15 protein-coding genes are annotated in these 19,913 nt (G+C 49.7%); 12 read left to right on the top strand and 3 right to left on the bottom strand.

Features of this window, described 5'->3' with window-relative positions; all coding sequences use genetic code 11:
• Positions 1-17: 17 nt before the first annotated feature.
• Both NDK47_RS23340 and NDK47_RS23335 read left to right on the top strand, forming a co-directional pair.
• Complete coding sequence (locus tag NDK47_RS23340) at positions 18-1,511, top strand: sensor histidine kinase (RefSeq protein WP_251872131.1); 1,494 nt, start codon at positions 18-20, stop codon at positions 1,509-1,511.
• Complete coding sequence (locus NDK47_RS23335; protein WP_251872130.1) at positions 1,508-2,197, top strand: response regulator transcription factor; 690 nt, start codon at positions 1,508-1,510, stop codon at positions 2,195-2,197. Before NDK47_RS23340 ends, NDK47_RS23335 begins: the two co-directional genes overlap by 4 nt.
• Positions 2,198-2,576: 379 nt before the next feature.
• Here the strand turns inward: NDK47_RS23335 and NDK47_RS23330 are convergent, their stop codons facing one another.
• The gene (locus NDK47_RS23330; protein ID WP_251872129.1) at positions 2,577-3,089 is read right to left on the bottom strand and encodes a hypothetical protein; all 513 of its coding nucleotides are present in this window, start codon (positions 3,087-3,089) and stop codon (positions 2,577-2,579) included.
• A 452-nt stretch (positions 3,090-3,541) separates the two neighbouring features.
• Here NDK47_RS23330 and NDK47_RS23325 point away from each other — a divergent pair, with 452 nt between their 5' ends.
• From NDK47_RS23325 to NDK47_RS23300, 6 genes are all read left to right on the top strand, one after another.
• Positions 3,542-4,552: a hypothetical protein gene (locus NDK47_RS23325; RefSeq protein WP_251872128.1), complete on the top strand. Its 1,011-nt coding sequence runs from the start codon at positions 3,542-3,544 to the stop codon at positions 4,550-4,552.
• 100 nt (positions 4,553-4,652) lie between these two features.
• Entirely contained in the window at positions 4,653-5,219 is a 567-nt protein-coding gene (locus tag NDK47_RS23320; protein ID WP_407653341.1) for a sigma-70 family RNA polymerase sigma factor, read from the top strand.
• Positions 5,210-7,387 (top strand): peptidase, encoded by a 2,178-nt coding sequence (locus NDK47_RS23315; protein ID WP_251872127.1) that lies wholly within the window; start codon positions 5,210-5,212, stop codon positions 7,385-7,387. The genes NDK47_RS23320 and NDK47_RS23315 overlap by 10 nt, the downstream gene beginning before the upstream one ends.
• A gap of 202 nt (positions 7,388-7,589) precedes the next feature.
• Positions 7,590-9,122, top strand: a complete 1,533-nt coding sequence (locus NDK47_RS23310) for a YcdB/YcdC domain-containing protein (protein ID WP_251872126.1) — start codon at positions 7,590-7,592, stop codon at positions 9,120-9,122.
• A gap of 38 nt (positions 9,123-9,160) precedes the next feature.
• Positions 9,161-9,700, top strand: a complete 540-nt coding sequence (locus NDK47_RS23305) for an RNA polymerase sigma factor (RefSeq protein ID WP_251872125.1) — start codon at positions 9,161-9,163, stop codon at positions 9,698-9,700.
• Positions 9,684-11,258 (top strand): hypothetical protein, encoded by a 1,575-nt coding sequence (locus NDK47_RS23300; protein ID WP_251872124.1) that lies wholly within the window; start codon positions 9,684-9,686, stop codon positions 11,256-11,258. Before NDK47_RS23305 ends, NDK47_RS23300 begins: the two co-directional genes overlap by 17 nt.
• Positions 11,259-11,386: 128 nt before the next feature.
• On the opposite strand, the gene NDK47_RS23295 is transcribed toward NDK47_RS23300, so the two are convergent.
• Positions 11,387-13,108: a tetratricopeptide repeat protein gene (locus NDK47_RS23295; RefSeq protein WP_251872123.1), complete on the bottom strand. Its 1,722-nt coding sequence runs from the start codon at positions 13,106-13,108 to the stop codon at positions 11,387-11,389.
• 201 nt (positions 13,109-13,309) lie between these two features.
• Here NDK47_RS23295 and NDK47_RS23290 point away from each other — a divergent pair, with 201 nt between their 5' ends.
• The 3 genes from NDK47_RS23290 to NDK47_RS23280 all read left to right on the top strand — a co-directional run bounded on the left by NDK47_RS23290 (position 13,310) and on the right by NDK47_RS23280 (position 16,861).
• Positions 13,310-13,714: a PilZ domain-containing protein gene (locus NDK47_RS23290; protein WP_251872122.1), complete on the top strand. Its 405-nt coding sequence runs from the start codon at positions 13,310-13,312 to the stop codon at positions 13,712-13,714.
• Between the two features lie 226 nt (positions 13,715-13,940).
• Positions 13,941-15,641, top strand: a complete 1,701-nt coding sequence (locus NDK47_RS23285; RefSeq protein WP_251872121.1) for a methyl-accepting chemotaxis protein — start codon at positions 13,941-13,943, stop codon at positions 15,639-15,641.
• Positions 15,642-15,955: 314 nt separating this feature from the next.
• Positions 15,956-16,861 carry a patatin-like phospholipase family protein gene (locus tag NDK47_RS23280; protein WP_251872120.1) on the top strand — a complete coding sequence of 302 codons (906 nt, stop codon included), beginning with the start codon at positions 15,956-15,958 and terminating at the stop codon, positions 16,859-16,861.
• A gap of 23 nt (positions 16,862-16,884) precedes the next feature.
• Here NDK47_RS23280 and NDK47_RS23275 read toward each other — a convergent pair whose 3' ends face one another.
• Positions 16,885-17,496, bottom strand: coding sequence for a TetR/AcrR family transcriptional regulator (locus NDK47_RS23275; RefSeq protein WP_251872119.1), 612 nt, complete (start codon positions 17,494-17,496; stop codon positions 16,885-16,887).
• Positions 17,497-17,565: 69 nt separating this feature from the next.
• Here NDK47_RS23275 and NDK47_RS23270 point away from each other — a divergent pair, with 69 nt between their 5' ends.
• Positions 17,566-19,848, top strand: a complete 2,283-nt coding sequence (locus NDK47_RS23270; protein ID WP_251872118.1) for a GDYXXLXY domain-containing protein — start codon at positions 17,566-17,568, stop codon at positions 19,846-19,848.
• Positions 19,849-19,913 lie beyond the last annotated feature (65 nt).

Below are 19,913 nucleotides of genomic sequence, written 5' to 3'. Positions count from 1 at the left end.
CAAACGGGAGATGCGTGATGACGATCAGGGTAAAGCTGCTGTTGTCTTACATCGGCATGATTTTGATTCCGATGATCATATTTTTTCCGCTTTCTTATCTGCTCAGCGGATTCTTTCTGGGGGACTTTCAGGAAGGAAGCGAATCTCGTCAGGGGACACCTCAGGAGCTGGGACAGGACATCAAAAAGCTGATGGAGCAGAGAGACGAACTGTTTGCCGGCCTCCAGTTTATGGCCCGCTATGAGCCAGAACGATTGACCGACAGGGGGTTTTTGGAAAAGGCAGATGCGGAGTTCAAACAGCTTCAATCTGGATTTGTCGTGTTAAAAGAGGATAGCGTGATCTATGTCTCTTCTTTTCTGGAGGGGGTGGATTGGGCCGCCGAGCTTCAGTCAGGTTCGAAGCAACGAGACAAAATGAATTTTCACGGCAGAGAAATGGATGGACATCTGGCCGTCAATACCTACGAATTTCCGTTCCAGGATCATCGTCCGGGCACCATCTATCTGTTCACGGATACAAAATCGCTCTTTCAGACATTCAAAAAAGTGATTCCTGCCTTCTTTCTTACTTTTCTAATCGTGATTGGTTTAACCAATGCCTTGTTAACCTATTTGATTTCCCGCAGCATCATCAAGCCTTTATATGCATTGAAACGAGCGACAGAACACATCAAGGAAGGAAATCTCGATTACGAAGTAGGGCTAAAACGGAAGGATGAGATTGGCGAACTGAGTGCCGCCTTTGAAGAAATGCGCTGCCGTTTAAAAGAGTCGATCCATCTGCAGCTGCAGTACGAAGAGAATCGAAAAGAGCTGATCTCGAACATCTCCCATGATCTGAAAACCCCGATCACCGGTATCAAGGGATGTGTCGAAGGGGTGCTGGACGGCATTGCCGACACACAGGAAAAGCAGGAAAAATACATGCGTATGATTTATAAAAAAGCGACGGAAATGGACCGGTTGATCGATGAACTGTTTCTGTTTTCCAAGCTCGATTTGAAACGGCTGCCTTTTCACTTTGAACAGATTGATCTGGTCGCGTATTTGACCGACTTCGTCGAAGAGCTGCGGCATGATCCGCGAAAACAGGGAATCTCCTTTTACTTTTCCCCTGGCGTTAATCCATCCGTATACGTTCTGGCAGACCGCGAGAAGCTGAGCAGAGTCATGACGAACATCGTCAATAACAGTGTCAACTATATGCAAGGAGAAAGCAAAGAAATCCGGCTGGGGCTGCGAGATAGCGAAAAACAGGTTACCGTAGTCATCGAAGATAACGGGGTGGGCATCACGAGCGAAGCGCTGCCGCATATTTTTGAGCGGTTTTACCGGGCGGAACCATCCCGTCAGTCGAAGAACGGGGGCAGCGGTTTGGGACTCGCCATCGTGAAACAGATCGTGGAAGAGCATGGTGGACAGGTATGGGCGGAAAGCAAGCAGGGAGAAGGAACCCGTATCTTTTTTACCCTCCCAAAAACAAACGGGGCAAGTGGTGAGCGAATATGAAAAGGATCTTAATCATTGAGGATGATCCCGTCATTGCAGAAGTGCAGAAGGATTATTTGGAGGCGAGCGGTTTTTCGGCTGACGTGGCACAGAGCGGCGATGTCGGGCTGCAAATGGCGCTGAATCACCCGTACGACCTGATTATTCTTGATCTGATGCTGCCGCATACGGACGGCTACGACATCTGCAAACAGGTGCGGCGGGAAAAAAATATCCCCATTTTGATGGTCTCGGCCAAAAAAGAAGAAGTGGATAAAATTCGCGGTTTGGGCATGGGGGCGGATGATTATGTGATCAAGCCTTTTAGCGTGGGGGAGCTTGTCGCCAGGGTCAAAGCCCATCTGGCCCGTTACGATCGATTAATCGGCAGCGACGAACGCAAAAAAGACGAGATCAACATCAGAGGGATTCGCGTTGACAAGCTTTCCCGAAAAGTGTTCGTGAATGAAAAAGAAGTCCTGTTTACCACCAAAGAATACGACCTCTTGCTGTTTTTGCTGATGAACCCCAACCGAGTGTTTAGCAAGGATGAGCTGTTCGAAAAAATTTGGGGACTCGATTCACTGGGCGATATTGCCACCGTGACCGTTCATATCAGCAAGCTTCGTGAGAAAATCGAGGCGAATCCGTCCAAGCCGCAGTATATTGAGACGATCTGGGGCGTCGGCTATCGGTTTAATCTGTAAGATTGTTTGCGGAGACCACCTGTTGGAGGTGGTTTTTTGTGGAGACGGGGCCGTAGCGAGAAGAAGCATGTTTCCCTGCTAAGCTTCGTATTCCGCCCGCTAGGGAGTATACACTGTCCGCTCCTGGGGGATTCGCAGGGGATCGCAAAAGCCGCATCGCTTCGGAGTCATCCCATAGCTGCGCTCCTTTTTCCCGCGAATCTGATGACAATGATTGATAGCATTTTTGGTGGAAAAGATATATTACCTAAGACAGAAGGACATTTTACCTTAGTTTTCTTCAACCTCCAAAACGTTAATATGTAACAACAGCGGAGAACGTCCAAATTTCAGAATTCGGGCAGATAATGGGCTATAACAATTTTAATGTTTCAACAATTCATTCATCTGATTTAATATTAATAAATTGTGTAATCTTGAAATCATCCCAATACCTATCAATTTTAAAAGTTTCATTTTCCGGTAATAGAGTTACTTGAGCTACTCCTAGTATGACATCATTTTTAGCTAAGTTTTTTAAAGAAATCTTGTAACTAATGTCAATTGATCCGGATACCGTATCTCTTTTGAAATCAGTAATTTCGATACCTTCTACAGTTAAAAAGATGTCATTATAAGCTAAATAGGCAGCGATAAAACCTACGCTTTCTTTATCCAGATATTCTATTTCTTTCCCTGTTAGATAAGGTGTTACTTTTTTTTGTATTACTGATATATAAGCAGTAAAGTCATCGGGTGTTTTTATATAGTCTTCTTTTTTAACTTCGTAATTAGCTTTATGAAAATCAATTAATAATTTTTTAGCTTGTTCATTTAGCTCTTCATTGGAAACGTCAGATGAACAGGCAGTGAGACTAAACAACACAAAAAGAGTTGTAAATAAAATCCTCAAATGTATTCAGACCCCTTTCAAGTTCATTTATTGATTTGTTTCAATTTTATCACTTTAGCAGTATGAATGGAAATGACTGTTAATTTTTTTCAAAATGAACTTTCTTTTCAAATGAAATGATCTTGCTTTTATCATTTAAAAAAGCAAGGAAGAAGCAGTATGTCCGGAGAAGAATCATGTTTCCCTGTGGAGCGGACAGTTGAACCTCCTTTGCGGAGCGGAATACGGAGCCAAGCAGGGAAACATGATTCTTCTCCCTACAGCCTCGTTGACACGAACTAAGGTCAGGAGAGAAGCAAAAGCAAATGTTCAAAAGAACAGACCGAAGACAGGAAAAACGCGGTTGCACATCAACATATCCGCGTTTTTGCTATTTCTCATACGAGTGAGTGTCACAAAATCCCTGTAGCTGGATCAAATGGATGAATCGAAAACAGAAAGGATGATTCCAGATGAAAAAATCACTCGTTTCCATAAGCTTGCTCGCCCTGTTCGCCACCGCTGCCCCGACACTTTCCGGCATGCCTTTTACAGCACAGGCAGCCAATCCCACACCGGCACCAGCTGAACAATGGAAAACGATTGCCGAGCTGGACCCGAAAGTTGTTGAGGCGGCAAGGCAAGCCATGCAGGCGCTGGCAGAGGGAAAGGTTATCGAGATGGATGAGGTCAGAGGGGCCAATCAGGACTGCTGGGTACTGGCGGCGAAAAACAACAGAGGGACAGTTCTTGTTACCAAAGACAAGGGTGAGATTGTCTCTGTGCGCGTGAAATTCACTCTCGACGAAATCAATTCGGAGTTGAGAAAGACTTTCCAAAACACGCTGAAGGAGCTCGATCCCAAGAAAGAGTTTTCAGTAAGTGAGGTAGAGCGGATAAAATGGGAAAAGGAAAACATTTGGTCGTTTTTGGGAGAAAAAGGATATGTGTCGATCGATCCGCAAACGGGGAAGGTGATTTCTGCAAACATGAGCTATTCACTTCAGGAGGTCCCCCCGCAAGTCGTCCAAACCGCTCAGCAGACGCTGAAGGCTTTATCCGGTAACCAAGGAAGTTCACTCTATCCCGCGGTCACGCTCTATCATCATCCGCAGGAATTCATCAGTAAGGTCTGGGCGTTTAGGGATGCGGGAGGGAATTACGGTGTAGAGATCGGGGCAGACACAGGCAAAGCGGTATCACTGGATAAGCTTGCGGAAATCAGTGGAGATAAATTTGTCAACCAACAAGACATTCCGAAGGTATTTGCAAAACCGTTCTATACAACAGAAAAAGCCATTGTGGCTGCCAACCCGCTTGTGAAAAAGCATTTTCAGCTTGATTTGACCGGGTACAGCGTAGCGGTACAGTACGATACGTACACGTTTACCAAACCGGGAAAACCGACAGTGATCGGAAAAATTAATAAAAATGGAATCTTTTGGAATTTTTTGGCGACCCCGGAAAACGGGTTGGCGAAATAGGAATGCTTCAGGATAACAGACAAGGTTTGAAAAGCATCTGTCGTCTTTTGGACCGATGGGGAACAGAGAGGGTCAGGGCCATATGACGGGAAGGGGATCTATGAGCGTGTACCAAGATACCAATCAGGCGGATCAGGCGCTTCGCATGACCCATGAGGCTGTCTTGGAACAGATGATGAGACAGTACGGAGACAAAATCATTCAGATGGTCTATCTCATCGTCAAAGACCGCAGCATGGCAGAGGATATTACCCAAGAGGTTTTCCTGAAGGCATTTCGCAGCTTGCATACCTTTCGGGCGGAGAGCAACATGAAAACCTGGTTGTATCGGATTGCCATCAACGAGTCAAAAAAATACCTGCGTTCCTGGTCCTTTCGCCGCATCTTCTCGACCTTCCTCAAAGATGGACTCCCGGATCGCGAGGACGACGAGCGGGTAGAGCAAGCCGTAATCGGAAATTGGACCAAAGAACAAATTGCGGAGAGAGTCATGGCGATGTCACCGCGGTACAGGCAAGTGATTGTGCTTCATTACTATGAAGACTTGCGAATTAAAGAAATCGCGCAGGTGATGGATGTATCGGAAGAGGTAGTGCGGGCGAAGCTGTCACGGGCGCGCAAACAATTCAGGACACTGTTGGAAAAGGAGGGATTGGAATGGACGTAGACAAAGAGCTTCGCGAAGCGGTCCAAAATTCCAGCCGTAAAGTGGTACAGGATGTGACATTCACGCCCGAATTGGAGAAACGAATTTACGATCAGTTGGCAACCAGGCGAAAAAAGTCTAGCCGGATATACATGTTTGGAACGATTGCAGCTTGCCTGGCGCTTGCCCTCGGTGTGTGGACCGGGATGCCTGCGGAGTTTAAGGAGGGCTGGCAGCAATCGGCCTCCATTCTATCGGAACAAAAAGCCAAGGCAATGGTGCAAAAGGCATTGCAGCCGCTCCAAACAGCAATCCCAGAGCTCAGCAGCTATCAGCTGGAAATAAAGGACACAGCCTCAGGGACGATTCAAGCCGTACTGAGAAAAAGCGACCGTGAGTTTGCCAAAGTGGCGATTAATCGGACCAGTCAGGATGTGGAAGTTTTTAAATGGACGACGGGCGAAACGGACCTGCAAGCGCCGTCGGAAGAGATGGCAAAAGAGAAAGCAACTGCGTTTCTCCGCACATTCCTCGGAGAGAAAAGCGAGCAGTACCGACAGGTGGCCGCGAGGGAAATTTATCGCCCCCAGAATGGCTACCTGGAGCTGGATGTGAACGGCATGTATGTCGCCTTTAAACAGACGGGGAACGGAAAAGGGGCCACGTCTTCCGATCTCTCGGTATGGGTAGACGGTTCCGGCCGCATCGTATCCTACGGTTATATCAACCAGGACGAGCAAGCACTCCTGGCCAAACTGGAGAAAGCACTTCCTGAATGGAAAGCTGATTATGTGCTGGCAAACAAAGATGCCTCATCTTCCGGCCATGCGCTGACATTGGCGGGAGCAGACAAAAAAGGGCATACCGCCCTGGTCAGTGTGGGGAGAGACGGTCATACACTGCTTTCCTACCAGGTTGGGAGAATGGGTGATCAGGTCGATCCGCCGGAATGGGCGCCAAAATCGCTCGCGCTCGAAAAAGCCAATCAGTTTTTACAGCAGATCCTGGAGAAAGACTGGAAAAACTATCGCGAAACGGGTAATACCGATATCCCTCGGTACAGGCGCTATCATGATGGTCTTCCGGTGTTGGAGGATCATCTGTACGTAGCTGTCGACAGGGAGGGGCGTGTATTGGGCTACGGGAAGTCGGTGGATCAGATCGATCTGGCGCGTCTGCCCGACCCGTCAAAGGCGTTGCCCTTGCAAGACGCCAAACAGGCTGTAGCCGAGAACATGAAGCTGCGCTATATCGAAAACGTCGTCTTCAAGCGGGACCCGGTTACCCGCGAGCCGGTCGAGGCCGGTCCGTTGCTGGAATACACACCCGCCGTTGCTTATCTGCAGATGGGAGATACTCGCTCACTCTACTGGTATATTGATGCGGAGACAGGAAAAATCAGATACGGACTGGGGAACAACGGGATGGAGTATGATCAACTCTCCACGCACGAACCAATCCGTATGGGGACAGGAAAGCCTGATCAACCCGCTGTCAAAACGAAGGAAGAAGCCGCCAGATTGCTGACAGATGAATGGGGCGTCCATCTTCAGGGATTGAAACTGCATGAATATGACCGAGAAGACGGTAGAAAACAGAAAGTATACAAATGGGAGACAAAAGATCAGAAGCGATTGGAAGTCGTCACGGATGGACAGACAGGGCGTGTCATTCAGGTGGAAATTCCGCGAACAGACACTCAGATCACGGTCTCACAGCAGGATGCCTTCCAGGAAGCGATTCGTGTCCTCAAAACGTATACAGACCCCGGTGTAGAAGAAGTACAGCTCAGTCAGGTGATAGAGCCGGGCCAGTCTACTCCCGTCTCTTCCGGCGACTGGCAGTTTGAATTCATCAAGAGTCATGAGGGCGTACCTGTTCTTGAGCAAAATGCGAACGAAGCGTATATTGTCACGGTCGACCCGTCAACAGGAAAAGCGAATGGATTCTTGAACAGAACCGATATGACCGCTGCAGTGGCGCTCCCTGACAAGAAGCGGGCAATTTCTGTCGAGCAGGCTGCTCAAGCCTACCTGAACATCATGCCGCTTCAACTGGCCTATACCCTGAAGGGGGTAGAGGGAGAGAAGCTGGTGGAGCCCAAGCTGATTTATGTGCCGATGAACGAGGAATATGCCGAACGCATCATCCATCTGGATGCTATCACCGGTAAAGCAGTCATCCGGTAAGGGCAAATAGCAAAATACAGCATCCCGTTTCACTTTTCAAGTGGCGGGATGTTTTTTTGCTGACAGCATACGGTTTTAGTCCACGTTTAGAAATTTTTTTGGTAAAAGTTGAAACGAAAAACGACTTCATTCGAATAAGGGGTGAGTTCAAACAAAAAAGGAAAAAAACACAAGAAGTAATCAAAAAAGTGAGGAGAATACCATGAAAACATTTTCACAAGGCATGTTGGTACTGCTCGCTGCCAGTATGGTGGCGGCGACCCCGATTGGCGCGAGTTCAACGAATGTCTCTGCTTCGGCAAAAGCAGAAAGCAATGCGTCGGCACAGATCGACCCTCAACTGATGGAGAAAATTGAAAAAGGGTTGGAAAAGGCCAATCGCTTGCTTCCTTATCTGAAGGATTACCCCATCCTGGAAGTAAAGCTGGATGAGAAAGAGGCATTGCTTATCGTAACAAAGTACCAGTCTCAGGAGAAGAAGATCCCAAACGTCTCTTTCACCTTTGATCAGCAGACAGGAGACCCCCTTACCTTTCGCCATGTAAAAGGGACTGGAGGTTTCCAATCTACGTATCCGCCCGAAAAAGCCAAGGAAGCAGCCGTTGCCTTCATGAAAGCGTGGTACGGGGAGGATATGGGCGGCTATCAGGTGAATGAGACAGTGGATATGGGCAAAACCTCTGTTATATTCCATAAAATGGTAAACGGCATTCCTTTTCGCAATGATACGGTCATTCTTACGGTGGACAGTGACGGCTACATGCACTCAAAGGCAGTGGATGGCAACCGAAGAAAAGTGGTCCTCAGCAAGGAGCCGAACATCACGTTTGACGATCCGAAAGAAGCCTTGCCCAAGGAGCAGGTGGAAAAGACGTTTGCTGCCCACATGAAGCTCGTATACGCACGTGAGACAGATGGAAAAACCATCAGACTTCTCTATCGGCCGACGTCAGGAGACATCGATGCGCGTACGGGAAAAGCTCGTTCGGATTCCGGCGGCAGTCAGAGCCAGATGGTGAAAATCCAGCCAAAGGGCTTACAGCCGGCTGTGAAAACAAAAGAGGAGGCCGCTTCATTTCTCGCTGCCAAAACCGGCTTTGACTTTACGAAAGGACGCGTGGCGTTCCAGGAAGTGGAGGAGGGGAAAGAGACGAATTATCTCTGGCAGACAGAGACGGGGATCATCGGCTCCTTGTATGCGGACAAACAAACAGGAAAAATCACGCGGTATCAAGTACTGGACGGCCGGCAGAAAAACGGGGCAGACAAGAAGCTGAACGCCGAGCAGGCATTGAAAATCGCTGTGGCAGAGCTGTCGGAATATTTGCCTTTGGATATCAAAGAGGTGATGAGACTGGGAGCCGAACATTATTCTCAATACGATGAAAGCAAGCTGCTCCACACCTTTCAGTTCAGCTTGACTCATGGCGGGATTCCGGTTGAAGACACGATGCTGCTGGCCGATGTCGACGCGGTGACCGGAAAAGTTCTTCAGCTCGACTGGAGGCTCCAGGATATGGACTCGCAGCTGTCGTCGCTTCCTGACCCCAAGAAAGCGATCTCACCGGAAGCAGCGGCCCAAAAATACCTCAAAAAATATCCGCTCCAGCTCAATTATACCTTGGACGAGGGAACCGAGGAGAAGGCCACCAGGCTGGTTTATGCAATGACCGATATGGATTACGAGGTGGATGCGATCACCGGTGAGCTGTACCGCTATGGAGAGGAAGAGTAGGAACCCGTGATAGGTTCAGAAGACGGGGAGGGAGTCTGTTGTCAGATGATCTGGAAAAGCGGATCAGCGAGATTTACGAAACGTATTACGACGCTATTTACTATTTCCTGCTGTACTTTACGAATAGGCAGGAGGACGCTGAAGATCTGACGCAGGAAGTGTTTTCACGACTGTTAAAGGTACTGCCGCAGTACGATGGGCGTGTGACGATGAAGACATGGCTGTTCACGATTGCCAAATACGTGGCGATCGATCAATACCGCAAGCGGAGGTGGCAGCGGCTGTTTTCGGACAACTGGCTGGCCCGTCTCGTGACCAAAGAAGGACTGCCGGAACCGGAATTGGAGCTGAAGGAGGAGATGCGTCACATCCAGCAAGCGCTGCAAAAGCTGAAGCCGCAGCTTCGCATCATCGTGATTCTCCGATACATTGAGGAGTACAGTGTGAAGGAAACAGCTGAAATCCTCTCCATCCCGGAGACAAAGGTGAGAGTGGACTGTCACCGGGGGCTACAGTCATTAAAAAAAATACTGGCGCAGTCAGAGGAAGGGGGGATGGTCAATGGGTTTGTCAAATGATGAAGATCTCATCCAGATGCTGAGGCAAATCAAACAGGAGGCCAGGCTGCCTCGGCAGGATTGGAAGAGGATTGGCAAGGAACGGCTCATTCGTCAAGCGAGAGGTGTTCAGCGAAAAAGCGGGATGACCCAGTTTGCCGCATACATCGGAACGATTGCCGTAGCAGCGCTGATGGGCTTGTGGATCAACAAGGGATACATGGTTGAGAAGATACCACAGAGGTTGCCGCAGACTTACACGGCACAGACCATCGCGGAGCCTTCCTCTGCCATGTTGTCCCAGGAACAGAAAGAGGGGCAGGAGGCTTCCGCTGCGGCTCCGCCCGTCGAGCCGCTGGAATCAGTAGAAAAGCCGACTGCAGGAGGAAAACTCGCTGCAGGAGAATCGCCCGCTGCCCAAGAAACGGGCATGGGGAGCTTGCCCACTGAACACACTGTTCAAACTGGAGAAGGTGTTGTCCCCAACAAGACAGTGGACGCCACACCGCGCAGGATGACGGCTTTGGAAGAGCAGGCCCAGCGCTATCTGCGGGAGAAGCTCGGCGAGCAAGGCAAGGACTACGAGATCGACCCTGCCCATTCGCGTCAGCCAGAAGGATACATTGCTTTTCGGCGGCTGGTACAAGGCATTCCGCTCCAGCAAAGCAGCGCGGTTGTGGAAATAAATCCGGACAACGGCAAAATAAGTCTCCTGCTCTATCCCGAAGTGGAGAAGCCTCGGGTGACACCGCAGACTCCAGTGATCGACAGGGCAGCTGCGGCTCAGAAGCTGGCCTCTACGCTCGGACTGGTGTACGCAGGCAAGGAGCATCCCGTGCTTCAGTACCGGATCGATCCCGATGCGGTCGTCGATGCCAAGACAGGCGAACTCCTGGTAAGCAGGGAAGAAAAACGGGTAGCTTCCGTTCGGGGAGAGGGAAAAAAGCTCATCGTCAAAGATGCGGGCACGGCTGCTCAAGTCATGCAGCAAGAGTTTGGCATCGAGGTAAAAGGCGAAGCATTTATGACGATCGACGAGCAAGGGCTCTCCTTTAACTGGAGTCTAGGTGAAAATCGCAGGGTACGTCTGAAAACCACGGATGATGGCAGCTTTATCGGCTACTCGTTGGAAGGATCGTTTCAGCCGGCCGTCCAATCGAAGTCATCGCTTCAGCAGGCAGAGAAGATAGCGTTGGCCGGGTTGGCGAAATACCTCCCCGCCAATGTGGATCAGGTCCTGGTGAAGTCAGCCGGTCAGAATCAGGGCCAAGCGACCTTTCTCTTTGCGCCTATGTATCAGGGGGTTCCCGTGTTGGACGAATCTTACAAGGTCGCGGTGGAGATGACTAGCGGGATGGTGACCCGTATCGAGGGTGATTTTTCGCAGAGCTCGTTTGTGCTTCCAGATAAAGCGCAGGCACTCCCACTCAAGGATGCTGCCGCCCAATTTGTGCAAAACGTTCCGTTGGAGCTGGTCTATTGGGCGAAAGACAGAAACGAACCCGTTCTGGTCTACCAGATCAGGCAGGATACCCAACAGCCATGGGCAATCGAAGCGCTCACGGGCAAGATTGACTAAATCTGCTTCGGAATCAGCGCTCACGGATTGACTCCTGTCATGTTTCAATTGAAAGCATTGTTTTGGGAATCCAGCAGAAAAAGGGAGACGGGCTATGCTGCACCGTCTCCTTTCTTTGTAAAGCTCGTTTATTCATTATTCCTCGCTTTTGCGCTCTCTTTGTTTGTCTTTCCTTCTTGTTCATCCAAACCTTCCCGCTCACCTGAATCTTCCGGGTCTTCCGAGTAGTCCGGGTCGTTCTCTTCCTCTGTTTCCTCTTCTTCTTCCCAGTCATAGAGATCCTCAGCGGTCAGAAAGACGATTTTGACAGCGACAATCACCCCGTCCTGGTTCTGGCAGACGAAGGCTTCATAGGCACCGTCACCCAGCCCCGAACTGGAAACAGCACCGCCATTGATCAGGCCCGCTCCCAGCTCGCCCAGCGTTTGATCGCAACAGGAGGAATACCATTTGTCTTCCGGCATGAATTCGGTCGGGCCGATGACCGATTCATCATTGCGATAGACAGATTCGTCGAAGACACCTGCCTGTCCGCTGTCTACGCCAATCACAAACGAGCATGGCTCCCACGTAATATGGCCGAATTCCAAGAGCGATTCATGGTACACCATCAAAGCCGAGCAGCGATCTCCCCAATCACCCATATCCAGCTTTTCTACGACGGCGGTCCATTTACCCCGGGCAGCGTTTTCTACCACACCTTGGCACCAGATGTCCCGTTCATAGCAGGGATCCGATACCAGTAATGTACCGCTGTTGCTCTCAAATTCCCCAAGGGGGAAGCTTCTTGCCAACTGATCATAGCGTTCTTGCAGCTTTCGAGCCCGCTCGCGGATGGATGTTTGAAAGCGATCATTTTCTACGGCAGCCTCGCACACAGGGTCATCGGTGATATTTTCGATTAAACTGCGATCCCATTTAATCGCTTGCAGCAGGTAGTCGACCGCAGCTTCGGGCTGATTCAGAGAGCAAAGCGTTTTTCCCATGCCGTAAAGGAGGTCACCGTCTTCTGGAAACTGCTCCAAAGCCGTCTGATAATGCTCCCGCGCCTCCTCCCACCGGTTTTTTTCCATCAGCAACTTTCCCTTTTTGTAAGGGATCATCACATCGTCGGGCGTGACAGCAGTCCACCTCGTGTAGACATCGAGCAGCTTCTCATGGTCACCCAGATTCTCATAGCAATCCGCGAGAAAATGATAGGCGTCCGGGTCATCGGGGTCTTCGTCCACATAACTGACGAAAGCGGCAGCAGCCTGCTCACCACGATCTATCTCTTCATACAGCTTGCCGAGTCTATACCAGGCTACCCGGCAGCCCCCCAGCTCCGTCGCTTGCAGGTAGGCTGCCTCCGCTTCTTCATAGCGTTGCAAGCCTTTGAGCGCATTCCCTTTGTTGACGTATTCCACAGAGGAGGTGCCTCCCGAATTTTGGATGGCGGCCTCAATGTATGTCAGCGATTCCTCATAGCGCTCCAGGTTGTGCAGGGCCCAGCTTTTGTTGTTCAGTGCCGAGTCGAAAGCAGGCTGAATCCCCAGTGCCTGATCGAGAAGAAGCAACGCCTCTTCATTCTTTCCCTGATAGATGAGATACATGGCTTTTTTATTCAGCGCATGATAGTCGCGCGGGTCCTTTTTCAACTGATCGTCCAGGATCGAAAAGGCCTCTTCGGCTTCTCCCTTTTCCCAGAGTCGATCGAGAAGCTCATGGTCAATCGTATCAGGCTTGGTCTCCAGGAAAGGCGGCCGCAGCTTTTTTATCAATCCGAACGAAAGATAGTGAATCAGGAGGAAGAGCAGGTAGAGGACGAAATAAAATAGCAAATACAAAATCACAAACAACCGCTTTAACAAAAATCTCACCCTTTTTACTTTTTAACGGCCTACGAGATGGTGTATTAATTGTAACATTTCTGAATTGGTTTGGGTAAGCGGGATGTCTGATTGGGAGCCGTTCATACCAATACTTTGAAAAGAAACGCTGCCGTTTATGGGAAGGAGGAAAATGCCGATAAGGAGAATAGTAAAAAAAATGATCGAGTAAGGAGCATGATGGTGGAAACAGATTTCATCCATTTTAAAAGGCAAGAAGGTTTTCGATTCACCTTTCCTGCCCCTTTGGCCGCAACGTTTGCCATCCTGAAAATACAGGGGCGGGAAGTTGAAACCAAAAAAGGAGAAATACATTTGCTGGACATCAGCTTGAAAGGGGCAAAGGCCGTTTCACCGCTGAAAGTCCCGGAACATACGCAGGTCTTGATCGAGTTTACCCTAGAACGGACAGCTTTCAGCATCGTGGGGGAGTTTATCTGGCTGAAGCAAAGCCAAGAGGGATTTGTCTATGGCGTCCGCTTCTTACCGGAGAGTTATTCGGAGAATGAATTGCTGGATGAGCTGAAGTACATCTCCAGAAAGCAGCATGAATCGCGGGAAGAACAATCCGATGCTTCCAAGGCCTGATGTACACCGCCACTGACCCGGACAACACTGGAATAAGCTTGTGAGAGATTATGTCATTTTTGTGGAAAACCTGTCTTTATTGTCATAATCGTGGTATGATTTGGAAAACCCACAGTTGTAGTGCGAAAGTCCTAGTCGCCGACATGCATGTGGGTTTTATATTTGCCGATTTTCAGAAGCAGTGTAAAGAGAGAGAATACCAAGGACAGGTGGGAGTGGATTGACGATGAGTATCAAATGGAAAAACGTAGTGGCCGTTGCAGTTATTTTTGTCTCATTCATTGTGATTCAACTGTTTCAATACGTCACATCGGAGGCGCATTGGCGAGAGCTGAAAAAAGTCGAAGATCAGACATTAAAAGCGGCACTGTTGGCTGACGAGTTGAAGATCTCCGTGATCCAGGTGCAGCAGTGGTTTACGGACATCAGTGCCACGCGTGGAAAAGACGGGCTAGATGACGGCTTTGACATCGCTGAAAAGTACGCCAAGCTGTTCCATGAAAAACTGGACGAGATGGCGCAGATTTATCCGGAAGAAGCCGAGATGCTACAGGAGGCAAAAGCCTCGTTTGATCGCTATTACGACATGGGGAAAAAGATGGCGAATCATTATATAGAGGGCGGGCATGAAAAGGGAAACCAGATCATGGGGGATTTTGACAAAACCGCTGAAGACATCAATCAGCGCATTGACAACATCCGCGACAGCAAGCTGAGTGAAATTACGCAGTCGATCCTCAACATTGAAACAAACAACAAAGCGAATAACCAGCTTTCACTGGTCTTCTTTTTGACGGTGATACTGATCGGAATCGCGGTGGTTTACGTGCACAGCCGGGCGATTATCAATCCTTTGAAAAGATTGATTGCCGATACGAAACGAATTGCGGCAGGGGATCTCACCAGCGTGATCACCGTTTCCTCCAAAGATGAAATCGGACAGTTGAGCACCTCATTTGAAGTGATGAGAGTGAAGCTGGCAGAGCTGATCGGCCGGATTAATATCACCAGTCAGCAGGTAGCCACGTCGACCGAGGAATTGACTGCCGGGATTGGACAAACCACGATGGCTGCTGATCGGATTGCGGCTGCGATGGAGGAAGTCTCGAACAACTCCGAAATCCAGGCAAAGGGAACCAGCGAAAGCAGCAAAGCGATTGAGGAAATGGCGATTGGGGTACATCGGATCGCGGAAATATCCGGGGAGGTGGCGGAGCTCTCCAGTGCGACAGCGAAAGCGGCCTACACCGGGAATCAGTCGATCCAGCTGGCGATCAGTAAAATGGATACCATCAGTGATGCAGTCCACCAGTCAGCTTCAGTCGTAACGGAGCTGGGCGAAAGATCAAAGGAGATTAACCAGATTATCGAGGTGATCACGGAAATCACCAATCAGACCAATCTTCTTGCGCTCAACGCTGCGATCGAAGCATCACGGGCAGGGGAGCAAGGGCGAGGATTTGCAGTGGTAGCAGGGGAAGTCAAGAAGCTGGCTGAGCAATCCAAGCAATCAGCAGAAATGATTAGCGACATGATCCGTCTGGTTCAGGAAGACACAGCCAAGGCGGTCCGCTCGATTGAGCAAGGAACACGGGAAGTAGAGGAAGGAAAAAGCATCGTAAACGAAGCAGGGGAAGTCTTCCGATGTATTTTGCAGGATGCGGAAAACACCGCCAGTCAGATTCAAGAGGTGTCGGCTGCCACGGAGGAGATGTCCGCAGGCTCCGAACAGATATCTGCGTCGATTACAGGATTAAACGACATGGCCAAGGTCTCTTTTGAAAAGAGTCGGGGAACAGCGTCCCATGTACAAGAGCAATTGGCTTCCATGGAGGGTATTTCCGAGGCTGTGCACAAACTGAGCGATATGGCGCAAGAGCTCAATGAGCTGGTTCATACCTTCAAGGTCGAGGGCAGCGAAAAATAGAGCGGAAATACACAAATAGCAAACAGAAAAACTTGGGCAAAGCAGATGCGCTCAGGTTTTTTTGTACTTTCGGAAATTGGATTTCGCTAACGCGTTAAATGATGAAAGTAAAACGGAGGCTATCGCTATTTGACTTGGCGATAAGCCAAGTTTTTTTAATGTCGACAGGAATGGATGAAGAACAGCAACCAAGGCTCCTCCCGGAAGCTTGGGGAAACCAAATTTTTCATATGAAAACGCCGAAAAGAGGAACGATCCGGACCTGCATGAAGAGCTTCTCTCCCACTCATACTACCTGCAAGAACGGGAATTGAATGGGTGATGGTATGGAAAAGGTGGGGCTTGTTTTGCAGGGCGGCGGAATGAGGGGAATCTACACGTCAGGGGTCTTGGACTTTTTTATGGAGCGACAGCTGTTTTTTTCTTATGTGTCCGCCGTATCAGCAGGAGCATGCAATGGCGCAGTCTATCTGGCCAGACAAAAGGGGCTTGGCAGAACCACAATCACGAAGTTTATTCAGGAGCGTCGATTTTTTCATCTGGGCAACCTGCTTCGCAAGCAAACATTGCTTGGCATCGACTTTATTTTTGATGAAATTCTGAGCAAACTGGCACCGTTTGATTATGATCGGTTTCACCAGTCAACCGAACATTTCGTAGTGGCGACAACCGATTGTCTGACGGGGGAGAGCGTCTATTATTCCAAGTCGCAGTGCGACGACATCTTCCTGGCCATTCGGGCTTCGTGCAGCCTGCCCTTTGTTTCACGCCAAGTGAAGATCGGGGAACGGTTTTTATTGGACGGCAGTATTGCCGACCCGATCCCTCTGAAAAAATCAATCGAAGACGGGAACGAGCGGCATGTGATCGTCCTGACGGCGCCGGCTTCTACACCTTCTGCCCGCTTTTTCTGGAACGTAAGCCGGCTGTATGATTCTGTATATCCCCGGGCTTCCGGCATCCGCAAGGCGCTGAGCCGCCACCTCGACACCTTTTACGAGAGCCTGGGAGTCGTAGAGAAACTGCGGGCAGAAAATCGTGCTTTTGTCATCTCTCCCACAGAGAGCTGCATCAGCAGTTTTGAACGAAATCACGGTCGGCTCCAGCAATTCTATGAGCGGGGGTATGAGGATGCCCGGGCGTGCTATCCACACCTGATGGATTGGCTGGAGCAGAGTGAAAGGCAGAAGAATGTCTCAACCAGTAGCCTCCGGACGTGACCACGCGTCCTCCTCCGTATCCGCTAGTCTCCCGGTTTTTCAGTCGCGCTGCGCATACCGTCCAGGAAAAGCTGAACGACCTCGGAAGCGAGCGCTTCTGGAGATTTGCGTCCCGGCAGCAGCTGTGTTGTCGTCAGACGCTCAGTGACGCCGACCAGGCTCTCCGCGACCATTTGCATATCGAGATGGCGGGCAAAATAACCGGCTTCCTGCTCAAAGACGAGGTTCTCGTGGAGGATCGACGTTACTTGCTTCTTCATCGCTTCAGCCTCTTCGGACAGGTAAAAACCAATTCGTGTCAGACTTGGATTTTCACTCAAAAAGCGAAAAATCATGGTGAGACCGCCGGTTATCCGCTCAGAAACAGCGCTTGCTTCCATGCCCGTCTCCAGCCTGCTTTTTTGGGTAAGCTCATATAGTCTGGTGCGAAACGTACCAACCAGTTCCTGAAAGATCGCCTCTTTGTTTTGGAAATACAGATAAAAGGCTGGCTGCGTTAAGCCTGCCTTCGCTACGATGGCGCTGATTTTGGCATCGTGGTAGCCATGCTCGGCAAACTCATCGGCTGCGATGGCAAGCAGCAAAGCCCGGCTTTGTTCTCCAACAGCTCCCTTTTTCCGGCCTCTTTGACTCATGTTTGACAACTCCAAGCTCCGTTTTTTTCTTAAATTATTATGAAGTAATATAATAGAGGAATGATTTTCTTGTCAAGGGAGCTAAAAAGGCTTACGATGCTCTCAAAAGGGTATTCTTACATATTTTTCAAATGGGCGCTGGTGTTGCATGAACGAGTCAAGTATGAAGGGGTGACCGCTGTGAAGCTGACTGCTGTACGTTTGGGCTATTTCTTAGCTCTTGCCTGTCTGTTGTCCGCCATCATGTATTTCTTCGCATCCAACTGGCCGGAGATGGGCAGAGGGGAAAAGATTGGCGTCTGCGTGAGTGTTCTCTTCATTTTTTATCTTGCTTCCTATGTCGGCACTCTGCTGTGGAAGCGGCATATCTTTTTGAGCAATTGGCTGTTGGTGGCGGGCGGCCTCGCCTTCGGGATTTGTACAGCGCTGCTCGGGCAGGTGTACAATTCACATGCTGACAGCTACATGCTGTTTGCGGTCTGGTTTCTGCCCAATGCGCTGTTTGCTTTCTTTACCAGATATCAGCCGTTTTATGTAGTCAGCTATGTTCTGGCGCATCTGGCTATCTATTTCTACCTGAAGCCGTCCGCGACATGGATCGTCTTTGAAGAAGAGTTTCTCTTTTTTGCATTTTTGAGTATCGCTTGCGTAAATGCGCTGCTCTTCTGGTTGACTTCACAGGGGCATCTTCAATCTCGTCCGATCCACTATCTATCGTTCTCGGTTTTTCATCTGGTGATGTTTGTCAGCTCGTTCATGGGCGTGTATGGTGCGTTCCCTGGCTTGCTCTATTTTATTGTCCTTGCGGCTTCCTTCCTGTACTTTTTACGAGTCAGGCCGCATCGGGGTTTTTTAATCGCCACTTCCGCAGTAGGAGCTTTGTTTATCTTGGGAAAATTCCTCTGGTTTATCGGGGAGAATTTCTCAGCAGTGTTTTTGGAGGGGATTCTCTTTCTCGGTCTGCTTCTTGCAGCCGGACTCGTCTGGGGCTCAGTCGCACTCCTGAAATGGCTGCGCCAAGGGGTGGGGCCTCACAGCAGCATATGGCAGCGGGCCTTTCAAGAAGCAATGATTGTTCTGGTGACTGTCGTGGCGTCCCTGATTGGAACGATTTGCATCATGTTTCTGCTCTTCTTGACCTATGCGGGAGAGAATGTGCTCTACTTCATTTTTTTTCTGTCCCTGGCAGCCTTTATTGCTCCCGCCGTATTTTTGCAGACGACGCATGAAACCGTCCGCTATACGCTGCTCAGCATGGGCTATTTGATGGGGGCTGTTTCAGCATTGTTCATTTCCTTAGACGGCTGGATGGGAATCGGGTACTTTTGGCTCTTCTTCCTGGTGATTCTGCTGCTTGTCTGGTGGAGGCTCCCGCAGGTCACTGCCCGCATGCTGACGCAATTCACCTTTTTGCTCGTCTTGTTCGTGCAGGGTGAACAACTGTGGGGAAATCATCGCGCAGTGACATTGCTCCTGATCGGCGTCTTCCAGCTTGCCATGTACTTCGTCCCGAGACTTCATCCGCTGCTGCAAAAAAGTGCGTTGATCTACGGCATGGCCTCCTTGTTGATGCTGGCGGAAACGTTACAGGGCGGATATTATTTTGCCGCGAACCTCGCCTTCTTCCTGATGAGTACCGGCCTGCTTTTCTGGACGCACAGCAAAAGAGGGAAATGGGACTTCGGGATTGTCCTGTTATTCTGGTTTGGATTCCTGGTCAGCAAATACTACGATCTGCTCTGGAGTCTCCTTCACAAATCGGTCAGCCTGTTTGCCTTAAGCATTCTGTTCTTCGTGCTTGGCTACTGGTTTGACCGTAGATTGCCTGTACCTTCGCGAGCGAAGGAGAGAGAGATTTTCTCCATCAAACGATATCCGCTCCTGCTCATCATCCTGCTCCAGTTTGGGTTGATCGGGTATCAGGTGTGGGGGAGCGAAACGATTTTGGCGAAGGGGAAAACGGTCAAGCTGGAGCTTGCGCCGATCGACCCGCGGTCCCTTTTGCAAGGGGATTATGTCAGTTTAAACTATGAAATTTCCAGAATCGATGAAATCGAGGATGGACCAAGCTACGGGCGTGTGCGTGTGGTATTGCGGAAGCAGTCAAATGGGGTGCATGCGTACAGCGGCTATTACCAGTACGCAGGGGAATGGAACCAGCCCTATCAGGCGACGCCGGATGATGTGGTCATCAATGGCCAGGTGATCGGCTGGGGGCGGGTCGCTTACGGTATTGAAAACTTTTTTGTGCCGGAGGGTACGGGCTTGGACGTGGAAAGATCAGCTCGTTATGCATATGTGCGGGTCGGGGAAAGCGGAGATGCGATTATCGAGCGTTTGGCTGAACAGTAGGGATTTCAGCAAAGTCACCTTTGAAGGGTGACTTTTTTCATTTAAATAAAATTTTCTTATTTATT

Origin of the sequence: Brevibacillus ruminantium, from assembly GCF_023746555.1 — a bacterium.
Lineage (GTDB): Bacteria > Bacillota > Bacilli > Brevibacillales > Brevibacillaceae > Brevibacillus > Brevibacillus ruminantium.
This window is presented reverse-complemented; position numbering and strand designations above follow the sequence as displayed.

Bases quoted from the DNA above. Each gene is read 5' to 3' on its own strand.
- NDK47_RS23340 (WP_251872131.1), top strand. From the start codon at position 18: ATGACGATCAGGGTAAAGCTGCTGTTGTCTTACATCGGCATGATTTTG.
- NDK47_RS23335 (WP_251872130.1), top strand. From the start codon at position 1,508: ATGAAAAGGATCTTAATCATTGAGGATGATCCCGTCATTGCAGAAGTG.
- NDK47_RS23325 (WP_251872128.1), top strand. From the start codon at position 3,542: ATGAAAAAATCACTCGTTTCCATAAGCTTGCTCGCCCTGTTCGCCACC.
- NDK47_RS23320 (WP_407653341.1), top strand. From the start codon at position 4,653: ATGAGCGTGTACCAAGATACCAATCAGGCGGATCAGGCGCTTCGCATG.
- NDK47_RS23315 (WP_251872127.1), top strand. From the start codon at position 5,210: ATGGACGTAGACAAAGAGCTTCGCGAAGCGGTCCAAAATTCCAGCCGT.
- NDK47_RS23310 (WP_251872126.1), top strand. From the start codon at position 7,590: ATGAAAACATTTTCACAAGGCATGTTGGTACTGCTCGCTGCCAGTATG.
- NDK47_RS23300 (WP_251872124.1), top strand. From the start codon at position 9,684: ATGGGTTTGTCAAATGATGAAGATCTCATCCAGATGCTGAGGCAAATC.
- NDK47_RS23285 (WP_251872121.1), top strand. From the start codon at position 13,941: ATGAGTATCAAATGGAAAAACGTAGTGGCCGTTGCAGTTATTTTTGTC.
- NDK47_RS23280 (WP_251872120.1), top strand. From the start codon at position 15,956: ATGGGTGATGGTATGGAAAAGGTGGGGCTTGTTTTGCAGGGCGGCGGA.
- NDK47_RS23275 (WP_251872119.1), bottom strand. From the start codon at position 17,496: ATGAGTCAAAGAGGCCGGAAAAAGGGAGCTGTTGGAGAACAAAGCCGG.